The sequence below is a fragment of the Bradyrhizobium sp. URHA0013 genome (genome assembly GCF_000518345.1).
GTDB lineage: Bacteria > Pseudomonadota > Alphaproteobacteria > Rhizobiales > Xanthobacteraceae > Bradyrhizobium.
Genome location: NZ_KI912426.1, coordinates 718491 through 733658 on the forward strand (window position 1 = coordinate 718491; position 15168 = coordinate 733658).

15 protein-coding genes are annotated in these 15168 nt (G+C 65.6%); 2 read left to right on the plus strand and 13 right to left on the minus strand.

Features of this window, described 5'->3' with window-relative positions; all coding sequences use genetic code 11:
* The first annotated feature begins 477 nt into the window (after positions 1–477).
* Positions 478–1140: a TIGR03809 family protein gene (locus N551_RS0123920; RefSeq protein WP_027569043.1), complete on the plus strand. Its 663-nt coding sequence runs from the start codon at positions 478–480 to the stop codon at positions 1138–1140.
* Between the two features lie 30 nt (positions 1141–1170).
* On the opposite strand, the gene N551_RS0123925 is transcribed toward N551_RS0123920, so the two are convergent.
* Complete coding sequence (locus N551_RS0123925) at positions 1171–2541, minus strand: TIGR03808 family TAT-translocated repetitive protein (protein ID WP_027569044.1); 1371 nt, start codon at positions 2539–2541, stop codon at positions 1171–1173.
* Positions 2542–2629: 88 nt separating this feature from the next.
* On the opposite strand from N551_RS0123925, the gene N551_RS38345 reads away from it, so the two are divergent.
* Complete coding sequence (locus tag N551_RS38345) at positions 2630–3016, plus strand: hypothetical protein (RefSeq protein ID WP_155809911.1); 387 nt, start codon at positions 2630–2632, stop codon at positions 3014–3016.
* On the opposite strand, the gene N551_RS0123935 is transcribed toward N551_RS38345, so the two are convergent.
* The 12 genes from N551_RS0123935 to folP form a co-directional block, all read right to left on the minus strand.
* On the minus strand, positions 3013–3663 hold the full coding sequence (locus N551_RS0123935; RefSeq protein WP_027569046.1) for a pyroglutamyl-peptidase I: 651 nt from the start codon (positions 3661–3663) through the stop codon (positions 3013–3015). The two genes, N551_RS38345 and N551_RS0123935, sit on opposite strands and share 4 nt — an antisense overlap.
* Positions 3660–4649, minus strand: coding sequence for a methylmalonyl Co-A mutase-associated GTPase MeaB (gene meaB, locus N551_RS0123940; RefSeq protein WP_027569047.1), 990 nt, complete (start codon positions 4647–4649; stop codon positions 3660–3662). Before meaB ends, N551_RS0123935 begins: the two co-directional genes overlap by 4 nt.
* A gap of 51 nt (positions 4650–4700) precedes the next feature.
* Entirely contained in the window at positions 4701–6215 is a 1515-nt protein-coding gene (locus N551_RS0123945) for a tripartite tricarboxylate transporter permease (RefSeq protein ID WP_027569048.1), read from the minus strand.
* 4 nt (positions 6216–6219) lie between these two features.
* Positions 6220–6714 (minus strand): tripartite tricarboxylate transporter TctB family protein, encoded by a 495-nt coding sequence (locus tag N551_RS0123950; RefSeq protein ID WP_027569049.1) that lies wholly within the window; start codon positions 6712–6714, stop codon positions 6220–6222.
* 89 nt (positions 6715–6803) lie between these two features.
* Positions 6804–7796, minus strand: a complete 993-nt coding sequence (locus N551_RS0123955; protein WP_027569050.1) for a tripartite tricarboxylate transporter substrate binding protein — start codon at positions 7794–7796, stop codon at positions 6804–6806.
* A gap of 128 nt (positions 7797–7924) precedes the next feature.
* Positions 7925–8695, minus strand: coding sequence for an RsiV family protein (locus tag N551_RS0123960; RefSeq protein ID WP_155809993.1), 771 nt, complete (start codon positions 8693–8695; stop codon positions 7925–7927).
* 53 nt (positions 8696–8748) lie between these two features.
* Positions 8749–10905 (minus strand): methylmalonyl-CoA mutase, encoded by a 2157-nt coding sequence (scpA, locus tag N551_RS0123965; protein ID WP_027569052.1) that lies wholly within the window; start codon positions 10903–10905, stop codon positions 8749–8751.
* A 23-nt stretch (positions 10906–10928) separates the two neighbouring features.
* Entirely contained in the window at positions 10929–11393 is a 465-nt protein-coding gene (locus N551_RS0123970) for a GFA family protein (RefSeq protein WP_027569053.1), read from the minus strand.
* The gene (locus tag N551_RS0123975) at positions 11390–13261 is read right to left on the minus strand and encodes a methylmalonyl-CoA mutase subunit beta (RefSeq protein ID WP_027569054.1); all 1872 of its coding nucleotides are present in this window, start codon (positions 13259–13261) and stop codon (positions 11390–11392) included. Before N551_RS0123975 ends, N551_RS0123970 begins: the two co-directional genes overlap by 4 nt.
* Positions 13262–13343: 82 nt before the next feature.
* Positions 13344–13835, minus strand: coding sequence for a 2-amino-4-hydroxy-6-hydroxymethyldihydropteridine diphosphokinase (gene folK, locus N551_RS0123980; protein WP_027569055.1), 492 nt, complete (start codon positions 13833–13835; stop codon positions 13344–13346).
* Between the two features lies 1 nt (position 13836).
* Positions 13837–14205: a dihydroneopterin aldolase gene (gene folB / locus N551_RS0123985; RefSeq protein ID WP_027516901.1), complete on the minus strand. Its 369-nt coding sequence runs from the start codon at positions 14203–14205 to the stop codon at positions 13837–13839.
* Positions 14202–15062, minus strand: coding sequence for a dihydropteroate synthase (gene folP, locus N551_RS0123990; RefSeq protein ID WP_027569056.1), 861 nt, complete (start codon positions 15060–15062; stop codon positions 14202–14204). Before folP ends, folB begins: the two co-directional genes overlap by 4 nt.
* Positions 15063–15168 lie beyond the last annotated feature (106 nt).

Genomic DNA, 15168 nt, shown 5'->3' on the forward strand with positions numbered 1-15168 from the left:
GCTGCGACAACTTTGCGCGCGGCGCGAAGGTCGAAAAATCAAACGCCGCGTTGAACGTTCGGCCCGCTGCCACGACCAAATTATGTGGGAGCGGTTATCCCTCCCCATAAGTCATATTAGGCGCGAGCGCCCATCCACCCCAAGCGCCCATATGGCTCGACCCGTCCGGTTGTCCCCCCGGACGGGTCTTTTCTTTTTGGACGTCCAATTCCTCGAAGCCCTACGCGAGATCAGCTTCCGGTTGAGAGGTCGTAGCTCACTCAGCGCTACCGCTCCGCCGGCACGCCGCAAGCGCGCTATGCTTGTGCGAAGCTTGACTCCAAAACCCCTTGAATCTCCGCACGACTACGGAGTTTGGCGATGAAAACATCGTCGTTGCTGGACAAGTCAAAACTTTTCCACAAAATATTCACGTCGCGTCTAAATTGATTCGTGTGCGTTGCGTCGCGTCCGTATTTTCTCCTGACGGGCTGATTTATGACACATCGCCAAGAGGCTATTCGCGACGTTGCTATTGGCCGCGACGTTGCGGCACGCTGGTGCGCTCTCGCCGAGCAGCGGCTGGTGCATCTCTCCGAGATGTTCGAGACCGGGCGCTGGCGCCGCTATCATTCCGAGATCGCATTTCTCGAAAACATTCAGGAAGCGAAGCTCGCCGTCCAGACCTGGCGCGCGCTTGCCACCGGCGCTGATGTTGCCACGGCGGCCGCGAGCGTGTCGCCCGCATTCGGCTGGTCGCCGGCGACAATGCCCCGCATGTTTCCGCGCGAGCCCCAGGCGCAGACCGTGCAACCGAAGGCCGTGCACATCGCCCCGGAGACCGCCGTCCCGGTCAGGCTCGATCCGAAGCCGGGCGTTCTCGCCGAAATCACCGAAGCCCCGACCGCGTCGGTCGCCGCGCCTGCCCCGATGGCACCGCTCAGAGTGCCGGCTGCCATGGCGCCGCCCACCGCGCCCGTCACGATGACGGGGCCCAAGGTGCCGGCAGCGCCCAAGGCGCTGGCTGCGATGGCGGCGCTTCTGCCGCAGTTCTCTCCGCCGGCAGCCGAAATTGTCGCAGCCCCCGAACGTCTGGTTGAGTTCACCTTCAGCCTCGACGGCCTCGAAGCGAAGTACCCGCTGCTGCGGAACGCGTTCTAGCGTTCGAGCGCCAGAGGCGAGGAGCCGCAGCTACCGCCGCACCGCATTCCCACCGACCACCAATTGCGCAAAGCGCTGGGCGCCATCCGCCGACAGGTCGGACGTTACGGCTCGCGCGTGATCGAGCCCGACGACGGCGCCGCGCGGGGTTTCCGAGATCATGTTGTTATTGATGAGCGCGGTGCCGGCGCCGGGCACGACGGACACGCCGACGCCTGCCAGTGCCTTGCGGATCACGTTGCCCGTGATGGCGACGTCGCGGAGATATTTGCCCCAGCCGGCGACGATGCCGTAGGACGGCGCGTTCTCGATCACGTTGCCGGTGACCGATGAATCCGCCTCGATGTAGATGCCGATGCCGGCATCGTCATCCGGCGCGGTGCCGATCGGCCGCTTCGGGATCAAATTGCGGATGATGTTGCCCTGGACCACGCCGATGCGGCCGCCTTCGTTGAAATTGCAGACGGAGACGCCGACGGCGGCGCCGTCCACAATGTTGTTGGCGATCACCGCGGCCTCGAAAGCGAATTCCGAATAGAGCGCGACCTCGCGCACGTCGCTGACGCTGTTGCCGGTAATGTGGATGTTCGAGGCCGAGTTGCCGCGCACGGCGGAGTAATCGCAGTTCTTGATGCGATTGCCACGCACGATGACGTTGCCGGCGCGGAACGCGTTGATGGCGTTGCCGTACTGGCCGGAGCCGCCGGGGCCGGCCTTGATGTCCTCGATGCGGTTATCAGTGACCAGCGTGCCGTCATCGCCGATGGTCGAGCGCAGGATCTCGATGCCGTTGTCGTTGGTGCCGGTGATGGTGTTGTGGGAGACGCTGAGACCCCTGGCGTCGAACGACACCACTGCCGTCACCGCGATGTTGGTAAAGATGTTGCCCGAGATGTCGCCAGAGACCTGCTCGAGCCAGATGCCGCTGCCGCCGGAACCGGTGATCTCGCAATCGCTGATGCGGACGTCGCGCCCGCCGAGGACATGGATCAGCCCGCGCCGTGCCGGCAGCGGAATGCCGCCGCCGTCGAAGGTGATGCCGGTGAGGCCAATCGAATCGGAGCGGTCGCTCTGGATCGCCGAGGCCCCGCCGGTGAAGACGAATTTTGTCGCGCCGCGCACGCCGATCAGCTGCGCGCCATTTGGCAGGCGCAACAGTCCGGTGCGGTAGATGCCGGGGGGCAGCGCCAGCGGCATCTGCGCCCGGGCAGCCTCGTCGATCGCACGCTGCAGCGCGCGGGTCTGGTCCTCGCTGCTGCCGGGTCGCACACCATACTGCGTTGCATCGCGGCCGAGCAGCGACGTCAGCGGCGCCGCACGCGCGGCGTCGGCAGGCATCGCGAGCGCACCGGCGATGCCTGCGGTCGAAGCTCCGATGAGATGGCGACGATTGAGGTCCATGACGCGTCCTCCGGCGGACGCGGGGATCCGCGGCGGTTAGGTAGCGCAGGGCGGCCGGTCGCGTGAGGATAGTTCGCGGTAGGGTTAAATGTTTACCCAATGGGGCTCAACGGCAACGCTGTATTCTGGTATCAAGAATAGTCGCGATATGGATCCAGATATGCCGAAGGCCGATCCGCGGCTGGCGCCGCTCAGCCCGTTTCCTCTTGAAGATAATGAAGCTCTCTTCATCAAAGACACGGTACGACGCTTCTATGGCGCGGATGCGGTGGTGCGTAATTTTGGCCCCGAAAGAGATCGTTTGATGCTGCATGTGGAGGCCAGTCAGCTTCCTGAGGGGCATGGCTACTGGGACTGCTGCGGAATCATCAACGCGAAGATCGATCGAAGCCAAATCTCTCTCTGCGTCACCAAGAGAGGGCAACGCCTCCGAGGTGAAGCGAAGATCGCCTATAGACAAGGGACCGTGCTCTAGGACGAAGTGCGCCCCTTCCGTGCCAACTGCACCATTTCCATCAGCATCGCTTCCCCCGCGTCCACCAGTTCGTCCAGCGTGATCCGCGGCGCGCCCTTGCGGCGCACGGCGCCACTGCGCGCGAGCAGGGGAATATGAATGAACGCGGCGAGCTTTGGCCCGCCGGCCCTGACGTTTTCGATCGCGCGCCAGCTCAGGTAATTGCAGAGATAGGCGCCGGCATCGCGCGAGGGGCGCGCGTCGATGCCGGTGAGGCGGGCGGCGCGCAGCAGCCTTGCGGTGTGCGGGCCGAACGTTATCGCGTCCGCATTGGCGGCGATGCCGCGCTTGCTCGAGCGGGTGTTGGCGGCATCGGGCCAGAGCATGGTGACGGCGTTGCGCGCGCGGCTCTCGATGCGCAGATAGGGCGTGCGTGCGGCGAGGCCGAACATCAGCAGCGCGTCGGGCTTCTCTTTCGCGAGCACCTCCGGCAATTGCCGATCCACCGCGGCATAGGTGACCGGGAAGATGTGGCTGGAGATCGCGGCATCGTCGAGTGCGGGACGGCGCAATTGCGCCAGCCGGGCGACCAGCGGCTGGGTCGGATTGTAGGGCGCGCCGGGGAACGGGCCGAAGCCGGTGAGGAGAATGCGGAGCTTGTCGCTCATTGCAGCAGCTCCAAAATCTTCTCGGCGGCGATCGCCGGCGTGAGATGGCCGTCGGCGACCTCGGCCTCGATCTTCCTGACCTTGGTCCGCACTGACGCCTCGCTGCGCAACCGCGCCAGCATGCGTTGCTCCAGCATCGACCACATCCATTTCACCTGCTGCTCACGCCGCCGTGCGGCGAAGTCGCCGGATGCATTCATCGCCTTGCGGTGATCGAGGACTTTCTGCCAGATCTTCGCGATGCCATCCCCGGTCAGCGCCGAATAGGTCTCGACCGGCGGATGCCAGTGCTCGGAGCGTGGCGTCAGGATATGCAGCGCGCCGCGATAATCGGCGGCGGTGATGTTGGCGCGCTTGAGATTGTCGCCATCGGCCTTGTTGATCGCGATCATGTCGGCGAGCTCCACCAGGCCCTTCTTGATGCCCTGCAATTCGTCGCCGCCGCCCGGCAGCATCAGGGCGAGGAAGAAATCGGTCATGTCGCAGACCGCCGTTTCGGACTGGCCGATGCCGACCGTTTCCACCAGCACGACGTCGAAGCCGGCTGCTTCGCACAGCAGCATCGCCTCGCGCGTTTTCGCCGCGACGCCCCCAAGAGTGCCCGAAGACGGCGAGGGCCGGATGAAGGCGTGGTCGGAGGCCGAAAGCCGCGCCATCCGGGTCTTGTCGCCGAGGATCGAGCCGCCGCTGCGCGCCGAGGACGGATCGACCGCGAGCACGGCGACCTTGTGGCCCTGCTCGATCAGATGAGTGCCGAGCGCGTCGATGGTGGTGGATTTGCCGACGCCGGGCGAGCCGGTGATGCCGACGCGGACCGCCTTGCCGGTATTGGGCAAGAGCATCTGCACCAGTTCGCGCGCCAGCGCCTGATGGTCGCTGCGCCGGCTCTCGACCAGCGTGATCGCCCGCGCCAGCGCCGCGCGGCTGCCGGCGCGGAGGTCACGGGCGAGGGATTTGATGTCCAGTGAAGGCTTTTTCTCAACCATGCCCTGCTTTACAACGCCCCCGCGGGGCAGGCGAGGGCCGCCCGCCCGATATCACCGGGATGTCGCCGCCACCCCCGTCCGCACCGGTTTCACCTTCCGCCACGCCCAGACCATCACCGGCCACAGCAGCGCCCCGATCGCCATGGCGGCGAGGATCGCAGCGACCGGGCGTTCGAAAAACGGCAAAATGCTGCCGTCCGACTTGATCAGCGAGGTGACGAAAGCCTGCTCGACCATGGTGCCCATGACGATGCCGAGCACCATCGCCGCGACGGGATAGCCGTTCGCCTCCATCACATAGCCGATCACGCCGAAGGCGGCGACGGTGACGACGCCGAACATGTTGTTGCCGATCGCGAACGAGCCGACCGCGCAGCACAGCATGATGATCGGCATGATAGCGGAGCGCGGTGCCAGCAGGATGTAGGCGGCAACCCGGATCATGGCGATGCCGAGCGGGATCATCAAAATGTTTGCGATGATGAACATCAGATAGATCGCGTACATGCTCGACGCTTTCTCGGTGAACAGCGTCGGTCCGGGGTTCAGCCCCTTCATGTAGAGCACGCCGATCGCGATCGCGGCGATGGTGTCGCCGGGGATGCCGAACAGCAATGACGGCACCCAGCCCGAGGCGATGCTGGCATTGTTGCTGGCGCCGGCCTCGACCAGGCCCTCGACATGGCCGGTGCCGAACTTTTCCGGTTCCTTGGAGAAGCGCTTTGACATCGCGTAGGACACCCAAGCGGCCATGTCGGCGCCGGCGCCGGGCAGCACGCCGATGATGATGCCGACGATGTTTCCGCGCGTCATCTGCCAATGGTATTTCTTGGTCAGCTTCCACTGGCCGGCCATGATGCTTCCGAATTTGCGCCGCGGCAGCGGCGGAGGCTCGGGCGTCAGCATCGCGCGCATCACCTGGGCCACCGCGAACACGCCCACCAGCGCGGGGATCGGCTCGATGCCGCCGAACAGATCGGTGAGGCCGAAGGTGAAGCGCGGCACGCCGCCGGGATTCTCGATGCCGACGCAGGAGACCAGCAGGCCGAGGAACATGCCGGCGATTGCCTTTACCGGCGAGGAGCGCGCCACCAGCGTCGCGCACATCAGGCCGAGCAGCGCCAGCCAGAAATACTCGAAGGTCGAAAACGACAGCGCGATCTCGGCCAGCGGCGGCGCCAGGATCATCAGCGACAGCACGCCGGCGATGCCGCCGACGGCCGAGAACCACACGCCGGCCCCGAGCGCCAGCTCGGCCTGTCCCTTGCGGGTCATGGCGTAGGCCTCGTCTGCATAGGCGGCGGAGGCGGGCGTTCCCGGGATGCGCAGCAGCGCGCCGGGAATGTCGCCGGAGAAGATCGCCATCGAGGACGCGGCGACGATGGTCGCGATCGCCGCGATCGGCGAGAGGTAGAAGGTGACGGGGACGAGCAGGGCGGTTGCCATCGTCGCCGACAGGCCTGGCAGCGAGCCGATCACGAGTCCGTACACCGAGGCTGCGAACATCGCGATGATGACCTCCCAGGTGGAGATCAGTGCGAACGCTTCAATCAGGGTTTTCAGCATGGGATCACCAGGGCGTCGGCAACAGGCCGGCGGGAAGCGGCACGCGCAGCAGCTTGCCGAAGATCAGGTGGATGGCGAACGGCGCCAGCGCTGCGAGCGGCAGCGCTAGCTTCCACTTCGCCCCCAACGCGGTCGAGGTGACGTAGACCATGATCGCCGCGGTGACGATGAAGCCGAGGCGGTCGGCCGCGACCACGTAGAACAGAAGCAGCGCCGGGGGCAGCAGCGCGCGCAGGCCGTACAACTTTCCCTGCGGCGGCGGGGCAGCCGCTGCCTGGCCATCCTCGAGCGGGATCAGCTCTTCCGCCTCCTCGAAGGTGTGGCCGATCCCGAACACGATCGCGAGCCCGCACAGCGCAAGCCCAATGCCGATCACGAGCGGAAATACGTTGGGACCGACCGGCTGCCCGGGCACCGGCGGCAGCAGCCAGCCGCCATAGGCGGCTGCTGTGCCGAGCACGACGAGAAACGATCCCGTGACCGAGTCCGGAAGACGCATGGGAGAATCCTATGTGAGGTATTCTCTCTCTCCCCGCGCGGGAGGAGAGAGAGGCGATCAGCGCGTGTAGTCGGGAAATGATCCCAGGGTCACGCCTTGCTCAGACCCGCCGCCTTCATCGCTTCGCCCATCTGGGCGTCCCCCTTGTCCATGAAGCTTGCGAACTGGCCGGCATCGCCCCACACGGTGCCGAAGCCGCGATTGCTCATGAAGTCCTTGAATTCGGCGGAGTCGTAGACCTTCTGCAGCGCCGCGGTGAGCTTCGTTGCGATCTCCGGCGGCAGGTTCTTCGGCCCGGCGATGCCGCGCCAGGCGCCGGTCGCGTAGTCGATGCCCATCGCCTCCTTCAGCGTCGGCACGTCCTTGAAGATCGGATTGCGCGCCGGGGCCATGATGGCAAGGCTCCGGGCCTTGCCGGCCTCGATGATGGCGCGGGCTTCCGGCACCGAGCAGGTGGTCAGGTCGAGGCCGCCAGCGGCGAGGTCCTGCATCGCGGGGGCGGCGCCGTTCGACGGCACCCAGGCGACCTGGTTGGCGGGCAGGCCCATCGCCTGCATCCAGCCGACCAGCGCGAGATGCCAGATCCCGCCCTGGCCGGTGCCGGAGGCCTTGAACTTGCCGGGCGGGGCCGCCTTGATGGCTTCCGCGAGTTCCTTCACCGTCTTGTAAGGCGAGGAGGAGGAGACCTGGATGCCCGGGGGATCTTCGTTCATCAGTGCCAGCGGGGTGTAGCTCTTCGGCGCCAGCTCGGTCAGCCCTTGCCAGTGCATCATCGAGATTTCGACCGTGAGCATGCCGATGGTGTAGCCATCAGGCTGCGCGGTCGCGATCGCGGTATGGCCGACGACGCCGGAGCCGCCGGTGCGATTGACTACGTTGAACGGCTGGCCGAGATCCTTCTCCAGAAGCGCCGCGACAATGCGCGCAGTCGCGTCGGTACCGCCGCCCGCGCCCCAGGGCACGATCACGGTGACGGGCCGCGCCGGGTAGGCTTGCGCAAGTGCGGGTGTGAGGCCGAATGCGGCGGATGCCGCGACTGCGGCAGATGAAGCCGCAAAGGTGCGGCGCGTAATCTTGGACATCAATGCCTCCCAACGGCGCCCATGAGTCAGGCGCTCTTGTCAATGGCGACATTCTAGTCGGCTTTGCAGCGCGGCTGCAAGGCAGCGCTACCAGCGCTCTGCGAGCAAGCTGTCGCTGCTCAACATGATCACTGCGGCTCGTCCGCGTCGCTCTTCGGCCGCGCGCCGCCGAAGATGCGGGTGCCTTCCGCGGTGAGATAGGGCTTCAGCGCTTCCCACGGCACGAACGCGACATATTCGCCCTCGGCGTAAGGGCCGACTGCGTAGGGCGGATAGTGGAAGGTGAGCCCGGAACTCTTGCCCGCGTCGGTTGAGGGCGCGAGCGTCACCGCGCCGATCTTGAGCAGGCTCGGTGCGAGCTCCTTAAACCACTCGTCGGTCGCGGTCTCGCCGGCGCCGCGCTTCTTCTTCTCGATTTTCAGTGAGGCGATCACCGCCTGCACCATCGCCTTCATGGCCGGGCCGTTGTCGGCGGTCTCGGTGAAGAACGGGCGGATGGAGATGCGCTTGCCTTCGGCCTTGTCCCACACGACCGTGTTCACGTCGGAATTGGGATGGGCGCCGTGAGTGTCCATGTAGTCGTTGCGCAGGATGCTGACATAGCGGTCGGCGACGACGGAGCGGACCGCATATTTGCGCTCAAAGTCCCAGCCGCCTTCCTTGAAGAACTGCGGATCCTCTTTGCGCGAGGCGGCGGCTTCTGCTGCGTTCTTGTCGATCCACTTCCTGCCTTCGGCTAGGCAATTCGCCGCCAGCGTCGGGGCAGCCTTGATCTTGTCGTCGAGGAGGACACGCGCCTCGATGCTCTTGGTCTTGATGACCGCGTCGGGCTTGGGATCGGCGGCATGGGCGGTAGCCAACAACGCGCTGCAAGCTGCGACCACAGCTAGCGCGCGCATGAACGCCGGCGCGGAAAATATCACGCACTGTCCTTTCGAAGAGCGATGGCGACCTACTCCGCCGCCTCGCTATGTCCGAGCCGGGCGTTCAGCTTGCGGATCAGCTCTTCGGCCGCGTCCGCAATCACCGTGCCCGGTGGGAAGATCGCTTCCGCGCCGGCCGCGTAGAGCGCGTCGTAATCCTGTGGCGGCACCACGCCGCCGACGATGATCATGATGTCGTCGCGGCCTTGCTTCTTCAGCGCGGCTTTCAGTTCGGGCACGGCTGTGAGATGGGCGGCCGCAAGCGAGGAGACGCCGAGAATGTGGACGTCGTTCTCGACCGCCTGGCGCGCGGCTTCGTCGGCAGTCGCGAACAGCGGCCCGATGTCGACGTCGAAGCCGATATCGGCGAAGGCCGACGCGATCACCTTCTGGCCGCGGTCGTGACCGTCCTGACCGATTTTTGCGACCAGGATGCGCGGACGGCGGCCTTCCGCCTCCTCGAAGGCATCGATCAGCGCCTGAACTTTCTCGACCCGGTTACCCATGCTGGACGCCTCCCGCTTGTAGACGCCGGTGATGGATTTGATCTCGGCGCGGTGCCGGCCGAACACCTTCTCCATCGCGTCCGAGATTTCGCCGACGGTTGCCTTCGCGCGAGCGGCATCAATGGCGAGCGCGAGCAGATTGCCGTTGCCTTCGCCGGCCGAGCGCGTCAGCGCGGCGAGCGCGGCCTCGACGTCCTTCTGGTTGCGTTCGAACTTCAGCCGCGTCAGCTTGTCGATCTGGAGCCGGCGGACATTGGTATTGTCGACCTTGAGGATATCGATCGGAGCTTCGTCGGTCGGCTTGTATTTGTTGACGCCGATCACCGCCTGTTTGCCGGCATCGATGCGGGCCTGGGTCTTGGCCGAGGCTTCCTCGATGCGCAGCTTTGGTACGCCGGCCTCGATCGCCTTGGCCATGCCGCCGAGTTCCTCGACCTCCTGGATGTGGCCCCAGGCCTTGGCGGCGAGGTCGCGCGTGAGACGCTCGACATAATACGAGCCGCCCCAGGGATCGATGATGCGGGTGGTGCCGCTCTCCTGCTGCAGGAAGAGCTGGGTGTTGCGGGCAATGCGCGCCGAAAAGTCGGTCGGCAAAGCGAGCGCCTCGTCGAGCGCGTTGGTGTGCAGCGACTGGGTATGACCCTGCGTCGCCGCCATCGCTTCCACCGTCGTGCGCATGACGTTGTTGAAGACGTCCTGCGCGGTCAGCGACCAGCCGGATGTCTGGCAATGCGTGCGCAGTGACAGCGAGCGCGGATCCCTGGGGTTGAACGGCTTCAGCAGCTTCGCCCAGAGCAGCCGCGCGGCGCGCATCTTGGCCACTTCCATGAAGAAGTTCATGCCGGTCGCCCAGAAGAACGACAGGCGCGGCGCGAAGCGGTCGACATCGAGGCCCGCTGCAAGGCCGGCCCGCAGATATTCGACGCCGTCGGCCAGCGTATAGGCGAGCTCGAGGTCCTGCGTCGCCCCGGCCTCCTGCATGTGATAGCCGGAGATCGAGATCGAATTGTATTTCGGCATCTTCTGCGAGGTGTAGGCGAAGATGTCCGAGATGATCCGCATCGAAGGCGCGGGCGGATAGATATAGGTGTTGCGCACCATGAACTCTTTCAGAATGTCGTTCTGAATGGTCCCTGAGAGCTTCTCCGGCGGCACGCCCTGTTCCTCGGCGGCCGCAACGTAGAGCGCGAGGATCGGCAGCACCGCGCCGTTCATGGTCATGGACACGCTCATCTGGTCGAGCGGAATGCCCGCGAACAGCGTGCGCATGTCGTAGATGGAATCGATAGCGACGCCGGCCATGCCGACGTCGCCGCCGACGCGCGGATGGTCGCTGTCATAGCCGCGATGGGTGGCGAGATCGAACGCGACCGAGAGGCCCTTCTGTCCGGCCGCGAGGTTGCGGCGGTAGAACGCGTTGGAATCCTCCGCCGTGGAGAAGCCGGCATATTGCCTGACGGTCCAGGGCTGGTTGACGTACATGGTCGGGTAGGGGCCGCGCAGATAAGGCGCGATGCCCGGATAGGTCTCGAGGAAGTCGAGCCCGGCCAGGTCGGCCTCGCCATAAGCGGGCTTCACCAGAATGCCCTCGGGCGTCAGCCACGGCTCGGCGCTGCCTGATGGCGCGGCGCTTGTGGTGCGCTCGAAGGCGATGTCTGCGAAATCAGGAATGCGGCTCATGGTTTCAACCATATCATGGGCGCTCAATCATGGTCGGGATGCTGATGGCTGACGATGGTTGCCATCTTCTCCGGCCCGTAATTTTGCTGCGTGGTCTGGCTTGGTAGATTGGCGATCCCGACCACCCAGCCGAGACGGGACTCGGAACCGAACTGCCGCGTCGGCACCACGTGATCGGGGCGGTCGAACGCGCCGGTCATGATCTCGATCCGGTCGCCGTCGATGCGGCCAAAGCTTAGCGGCGTGCCGCAGGCGGCGCAAAAGCCGCGCTCGGCGATGGAGGAGGAGCGGAAGAACGACGGCTTGCCCTTGGTCCATGCAAAGTCCGTCTTGTTGATGTCGGCAAAGGAAGCGAACGGCGCCCCGCTCGCCTTCTGGCACATCCGGCAGTGACAGATCGAAACCCTGTTCGGCGCCGTCGTGACTCCAAAGCGCACTGCCCCGCATTGGCAGCCGCCGGTGAGAACTGGTTTGCTGGCTTCGGTCATGCCTGCTCCATCCGTCGATACGTGTCTTGCAATGTCGCAAACGCGTCGCCCCCGGCGAAGACAAAACCGGTGACGCCGGCTGCACGCAGCGCCGCCTCGGCATCGGTCGGGCGGCCTGCCAGATAGATAAGTCGGGCGCCGGCGGTTTGCAGGGCCTGCGCCGCGGCTTCGGCGTGTTCCGCATAGACCTTGTCGCTGGAACAAAGGCAGGCGAGCCCGGCACCGGAGGCCTTGAAGGCGGCAGCTAACTGGGCCGAATCGGCGAAGCCCTGGCTGTCGACGGCCTGGATGCCGCCGGTCTCGAACAAGCTCTTGGCAAAGGTCGCGCGCGCCGTGAAATCGGCGGGCGTGCCGAGATTGGCCAAGAACACTTTCGGCCGCGCGCCGTGTGCCTTCAAGGCCGCATCGGATTTGTCGCGCAGCGCCTCGAACGGTTCCGCAAGCCGGATCGGCGGCAGCGGGTCGAACTTGTATTTTTGCTCGCCATAAGGCGCCAGCGCGATCGGCGTCGCCTTCAGCACCATCGTCTTGTTCTCGTGCAGGTTCGGAAACTCGCTGGCGCCGGTCAGCACGTCGCGGCGTTTTGCGATGTTGGCGTCGCGGGCTTTTCGCGCGGCCGCGACCTTGCTCCGGAACAGGCCCTGCTGAAGCGCAGAGAAGGCGCCGCCGGCTTTCTCGCTCTCCTGGAATAGCGCCCAGGCGGCGTCGCAGAGCTGGCCCGTCAGAGTCTCGATGCCGCCTGCGCCTGCCGCGGGATCGCTGACCTTGGCGAGATTGCTCTCTTCCAGCAGCACGAGCTGCGTATTGCGCGCCACGCGCCGCGCGAACGGATCGGGCAGGCCGAGCGCGAGCGTATGCGGCAGCACGGTGATCGCGTTGGCGCCGGCAAGGCCGGCCGCAAACGTCGCCATGGTCGCGCGCAGCATGTTCACATAGGGATCGCGTTGCGTCAGCATGCGCCAGGCGGTATCGGCGGCGATGAACAGCGGTTTTGGCGCGAGCCCGCACGCCGTCTCGATACGCGCCCACAGCAGCCGCAAGGCGCGGAATTTTGCCATGGTGAGGAACTGATCTGCATCCGCGGCAAGCCGCGCATAGACCATGCCCTGCGCCTGCTCCAGCGGAACGCCCGCGCCCTCGATCGCGCGCAAATAGGCGATGCCGCAGGCGAGCACGAAGGCGAGCTCCTGCACCTCCGAGCCACCGGCATCGTGGACGACGCGTCCGTCGGCTGATGCGAACGGTCCCTTGAAGCCGAGCGCGGCGAGGCCCTTGATGCCGCCAGTGACGGCCGGAACGATCTCGTCCCAGGTATAGGGGCTGTGGCCCCACACCGCGCCGGCCGCAAGCGGGTCGAGCCCGAAGCGGATGTCGCAGGCCGCGGGATCGATGCCGTTGCTCTTCACATATTCCGCGACGTGGATCGCCGCCATCCGCGATTGCGGACCGATCTCGAGCTCCAGCCCGATGGCGGCGTCGAGATGGACGTCCTTCAAGATCTTCGCGATTGCGTCTGCGGTCGGTTCCAGCCCGAAACCGTGAGCGGCATTGCCGCCGGCGAACACCAGCGCAAGCCCTGTCGCGCCATTTTCGAGATCGGTCAGTGCCTGTGCATTCGCTGCACTTGCATCGGGATGGTCGATCCGCTGCATGATCTGCCAGGGTGCCGCCGCCGGCCGACCCACCACGGGCGCAACGCCTTTGGCGCGCGGATAGAGCGGATCGATCCTGATTCCGTCATAGGTCTTGCCGACCAGCTTCTCGAACGGCGCGCCCTTCAGCACGCCATCGACCAGCTTGCGCCAGTCGTCGACGGTCGCCTTGGGAAAATCCGCCGCCAGCGGCAGGTCGTCAGTCGCGGAGGTCATGCGGCGAAGGGCTCCCGAAAAATCTTGTTGTTCGCAGGCGAAATTGCCACGGCCGGCCGTCCCTGCAAACGGTTGTTTTTGGTTAACCGGTATCCGGAAGCCGCTCAATGCCTTGTGTCGAGACGCTGGCGAGACCGTCACGGACACGAATGCCTGCGATCACGCGGTCGGGCGCGATCTCGGCCAGCGGCACCAGCACAAAGGCGCGCTCGAACAGGCGCGGATGCGGCAGGGTCAGATCGGGCTTCTGCATCGACACATCGTCATAGGCGATCATGTCGAGATCGAGCGTGCGCGGGCCCCAGCGCCGCTCCTTATCGCGCGAGCGGCCGAATTTCTGCTCGACCTTCTGCATCACGAACAGCAGCGCATGCGGATCGAGATCGGTCTCGATCTCGATGCAGGCGTTGATGAAGGGAGCCTGGTCCTCGTCGCCCCAGGGCGGGGTCGTATAGTCCGACGAGCGCGCGATCAACGCAGCCTGCGCCATGCCGCAGATATGGGCGATCGCCTTCTGGAACGTCGCGCGGACATCGCCGACATTGCCGCCGAGTGCAATCAGGACGCTTGCCATGTCAGGGGTGCCGCGAACGCGTCAGCATGATTCCGACGTCGTCGAAGATCGCGGCGATCGGCGCATGCGGCTTGTGCACGGTGATCTTCACGGCGCGGATACGCGGAAAGTGCGACAGGATGGCATCGGCGACCGCGCCGGCCGCGCGCTCCAGCAGCTTGTAATTGGTGTTCTTGAAGGCCGCGGTGGTCGTCGCCACGACGTCGGCGTAAGACACGGTGTCGGCGAGCCGGTCGCTGCGCGACGGCTCCGACAGGTCGGTATAGAGCTCGAGGTCGATGACAAAACGCTGGCCGACCTCGGTCTCGTGCTCCATCACGCCGTGGCGGGCATGGATCGACAGGCCGCTCACGAAGATCGTATCGGTCATGGCTTGCTCTCGATTGCGTGCGCCACTCGCAGGGCCTGCAAGGTCTCGGCGACGTCGTGTGTCCGGATGATTTTCGCGCCGCGCTGCGCGGCGATCAGATGCGCGGCGATCGAGCCGGCGAGCCGCTCTGTCGGCTCCGACGGCGACACCGAAGCGATGAAGCGTTTTCGCGAGGCGCCAACGAGGATCGGCAGGCCAAACATGTCGAGCTCGCGAAGTCGCGCCAGCGCGGTCATGCTTTGTTCGGCCGTCTTGCCGAAGCCGATGCCGGGATCGAGCACGATCTTGTCGCGGGCGATGCCGGCTTTTGCCGCGATCTCCAGCGAACGCAGGAAAAACGCTTTCATGTCCACGACGATATCGATGGCGGGATCGACGCTGTCGCGGTTGTGCATGACGATGACGGGGGCGCTTCTCGCGCCAATCAGCGGCGCCATGGCGGCATCGCGCTGCAGGCCCCAGACGTCGTTTGCAATCGCCGCGCCCTGATCGAGCGCGAAGGCCACCACTTCCGCCTTCATGCTGTCGATCGAGACGGGCACACCGAGCGCCACGATCTCCGATAGCACCGGCCGCAGCCGCGCCAGCTCGTCTTGCGCCGTGACCGGCCGAGCGCCCTTGTAGGGCCGGGTGGACTCGGCACCGATATCGATGATGTCGACCCCGGCCTCGAACATCGCCCGTGCCCGCGCGAGCGCCTGCTCGGGCGCGATGAATTCGCCGCCGTCGGAGAATGAATCCGGAGTGACGTTGAGCACGCCCATCACCGCCGGGATCGGCCGCTCCAGCAGCGTCCGCAGCACGTCAGGCCCGACTGAACCGGCCGCCGGGACGGATGGAGAGGGCGAGGCATTCATGCGGCCCGCTTTAGCGGTCGGGGAGGGGGGATTCAAGGCGGGATTGGGGGGCGATCCAGTCGCCCAATGCACTCAGGGGCCAGTGAGGGCGCGATGCTCTTGCCAC

Bases quoted from the DNA above. Each gene is read 5' to 3' on its own strand.
- N551_RS0123920 (WP_027569043.1), top strand. From the start codon at position 478: ATGACACATCGCCAAGAGGCTATTCGCGACGTTGCTATTGGCCGCGAC.
- N551_RS0123925 (WP_027569044.1), bottom strand. From the start codon at position 2,541: ATGGACCTCAATCGTCGCCATCTCATCGGAGCTTCGACCGCAGGCATC.
- N551_RS38345 (WP_155809911.1), top strand. From the start codon at position 2,630: ATGTTTACCCAATGGGGCTCAACGGCAACGCTGTATTCTGGTATCAAG.
- N551_RS0123935 (WP_027569046.1), bottom strand. From the start codon at position 3,663: ATGAGCGACAAGCTCCGCATTCTCCTCACCGGCTTCGGCCCGTTCCCC.
- meaB (WP_027569047.1), bottom strand. From the start codon at position 4,649: ATGGTTGAGAAAAAGCCTTCACTGGACATCAAATCCCTCGCCCGTGAC.
- N551_RS0123945 (WP_027569048.1), bottom strand. From the start codon at position 6,215: ATGCTGAAAACCCTGATTGAAGCGTTCGCACTGATCTCCACCTGGGAG.
- N551_RS0123950 (WP_027569049.1), bottom strand. From the start codon at position 6,714: ATGCGTCTTCCGGACTCGGTCACGGGATCGTTTCTCGTCGTGCTCGGC.
- N551_RS0123955 (WP_027569050.1), bottom strand. From the start codon at position 7,796: ATGTCCAAGATTACGCGCCGCACCTTTGCGGCTTCATCTGCCGCAGTC.
- N551_RS0123960 (WP_155809993.1), bottom strand. From the start codon at position 8,695: ATGCGCGCGCTAGCTGTGGTCGCAGCTTGCAGCGCGTTGTTGGCTACC.
- scpA (WP_027569052.1), bottom strand. From the start codon at position 10,905: ATGAGCCGCATTCCTGATTTCGCAGACATCGCCTTCGAGCGCACCACA.
- N551_RS0123970 (WP_027569053.1), bottom strand. From the start codon at position 11,393: ATGACCGAAGCCAGCAAACCAGTTCTCACCGGCGGCTGCCAATGCGGG.
- N551_RS0123975 (WP_027569054.1), bottom strand. From the start codon at position 13,261: ATGACCTCCGCGACTGACGACCTGCCGCTGGCGGCGGATTTTCCCAAG.
- folK (WP_027569055.1), bottom strand. From the start codon at position 13,835: ATGGCAAGCGTCCTGATTGCACTCGGCGGCAATGTCGGCGATGTCCGC.
- folB (WP_027516901.1), bottom strand. From the start codon at position 14,205: ATGACCGATACGATCTTCGTGAGCGGCCTGTCGATCCATGCCCGCCAC.
- folP (WP_027569056.1), bottom strand. From the start codon at position 15,062: ATGAATGCCTCGCCCTCTCCATCCGTCCCGGCGGCCGGTTCAGTCGGG.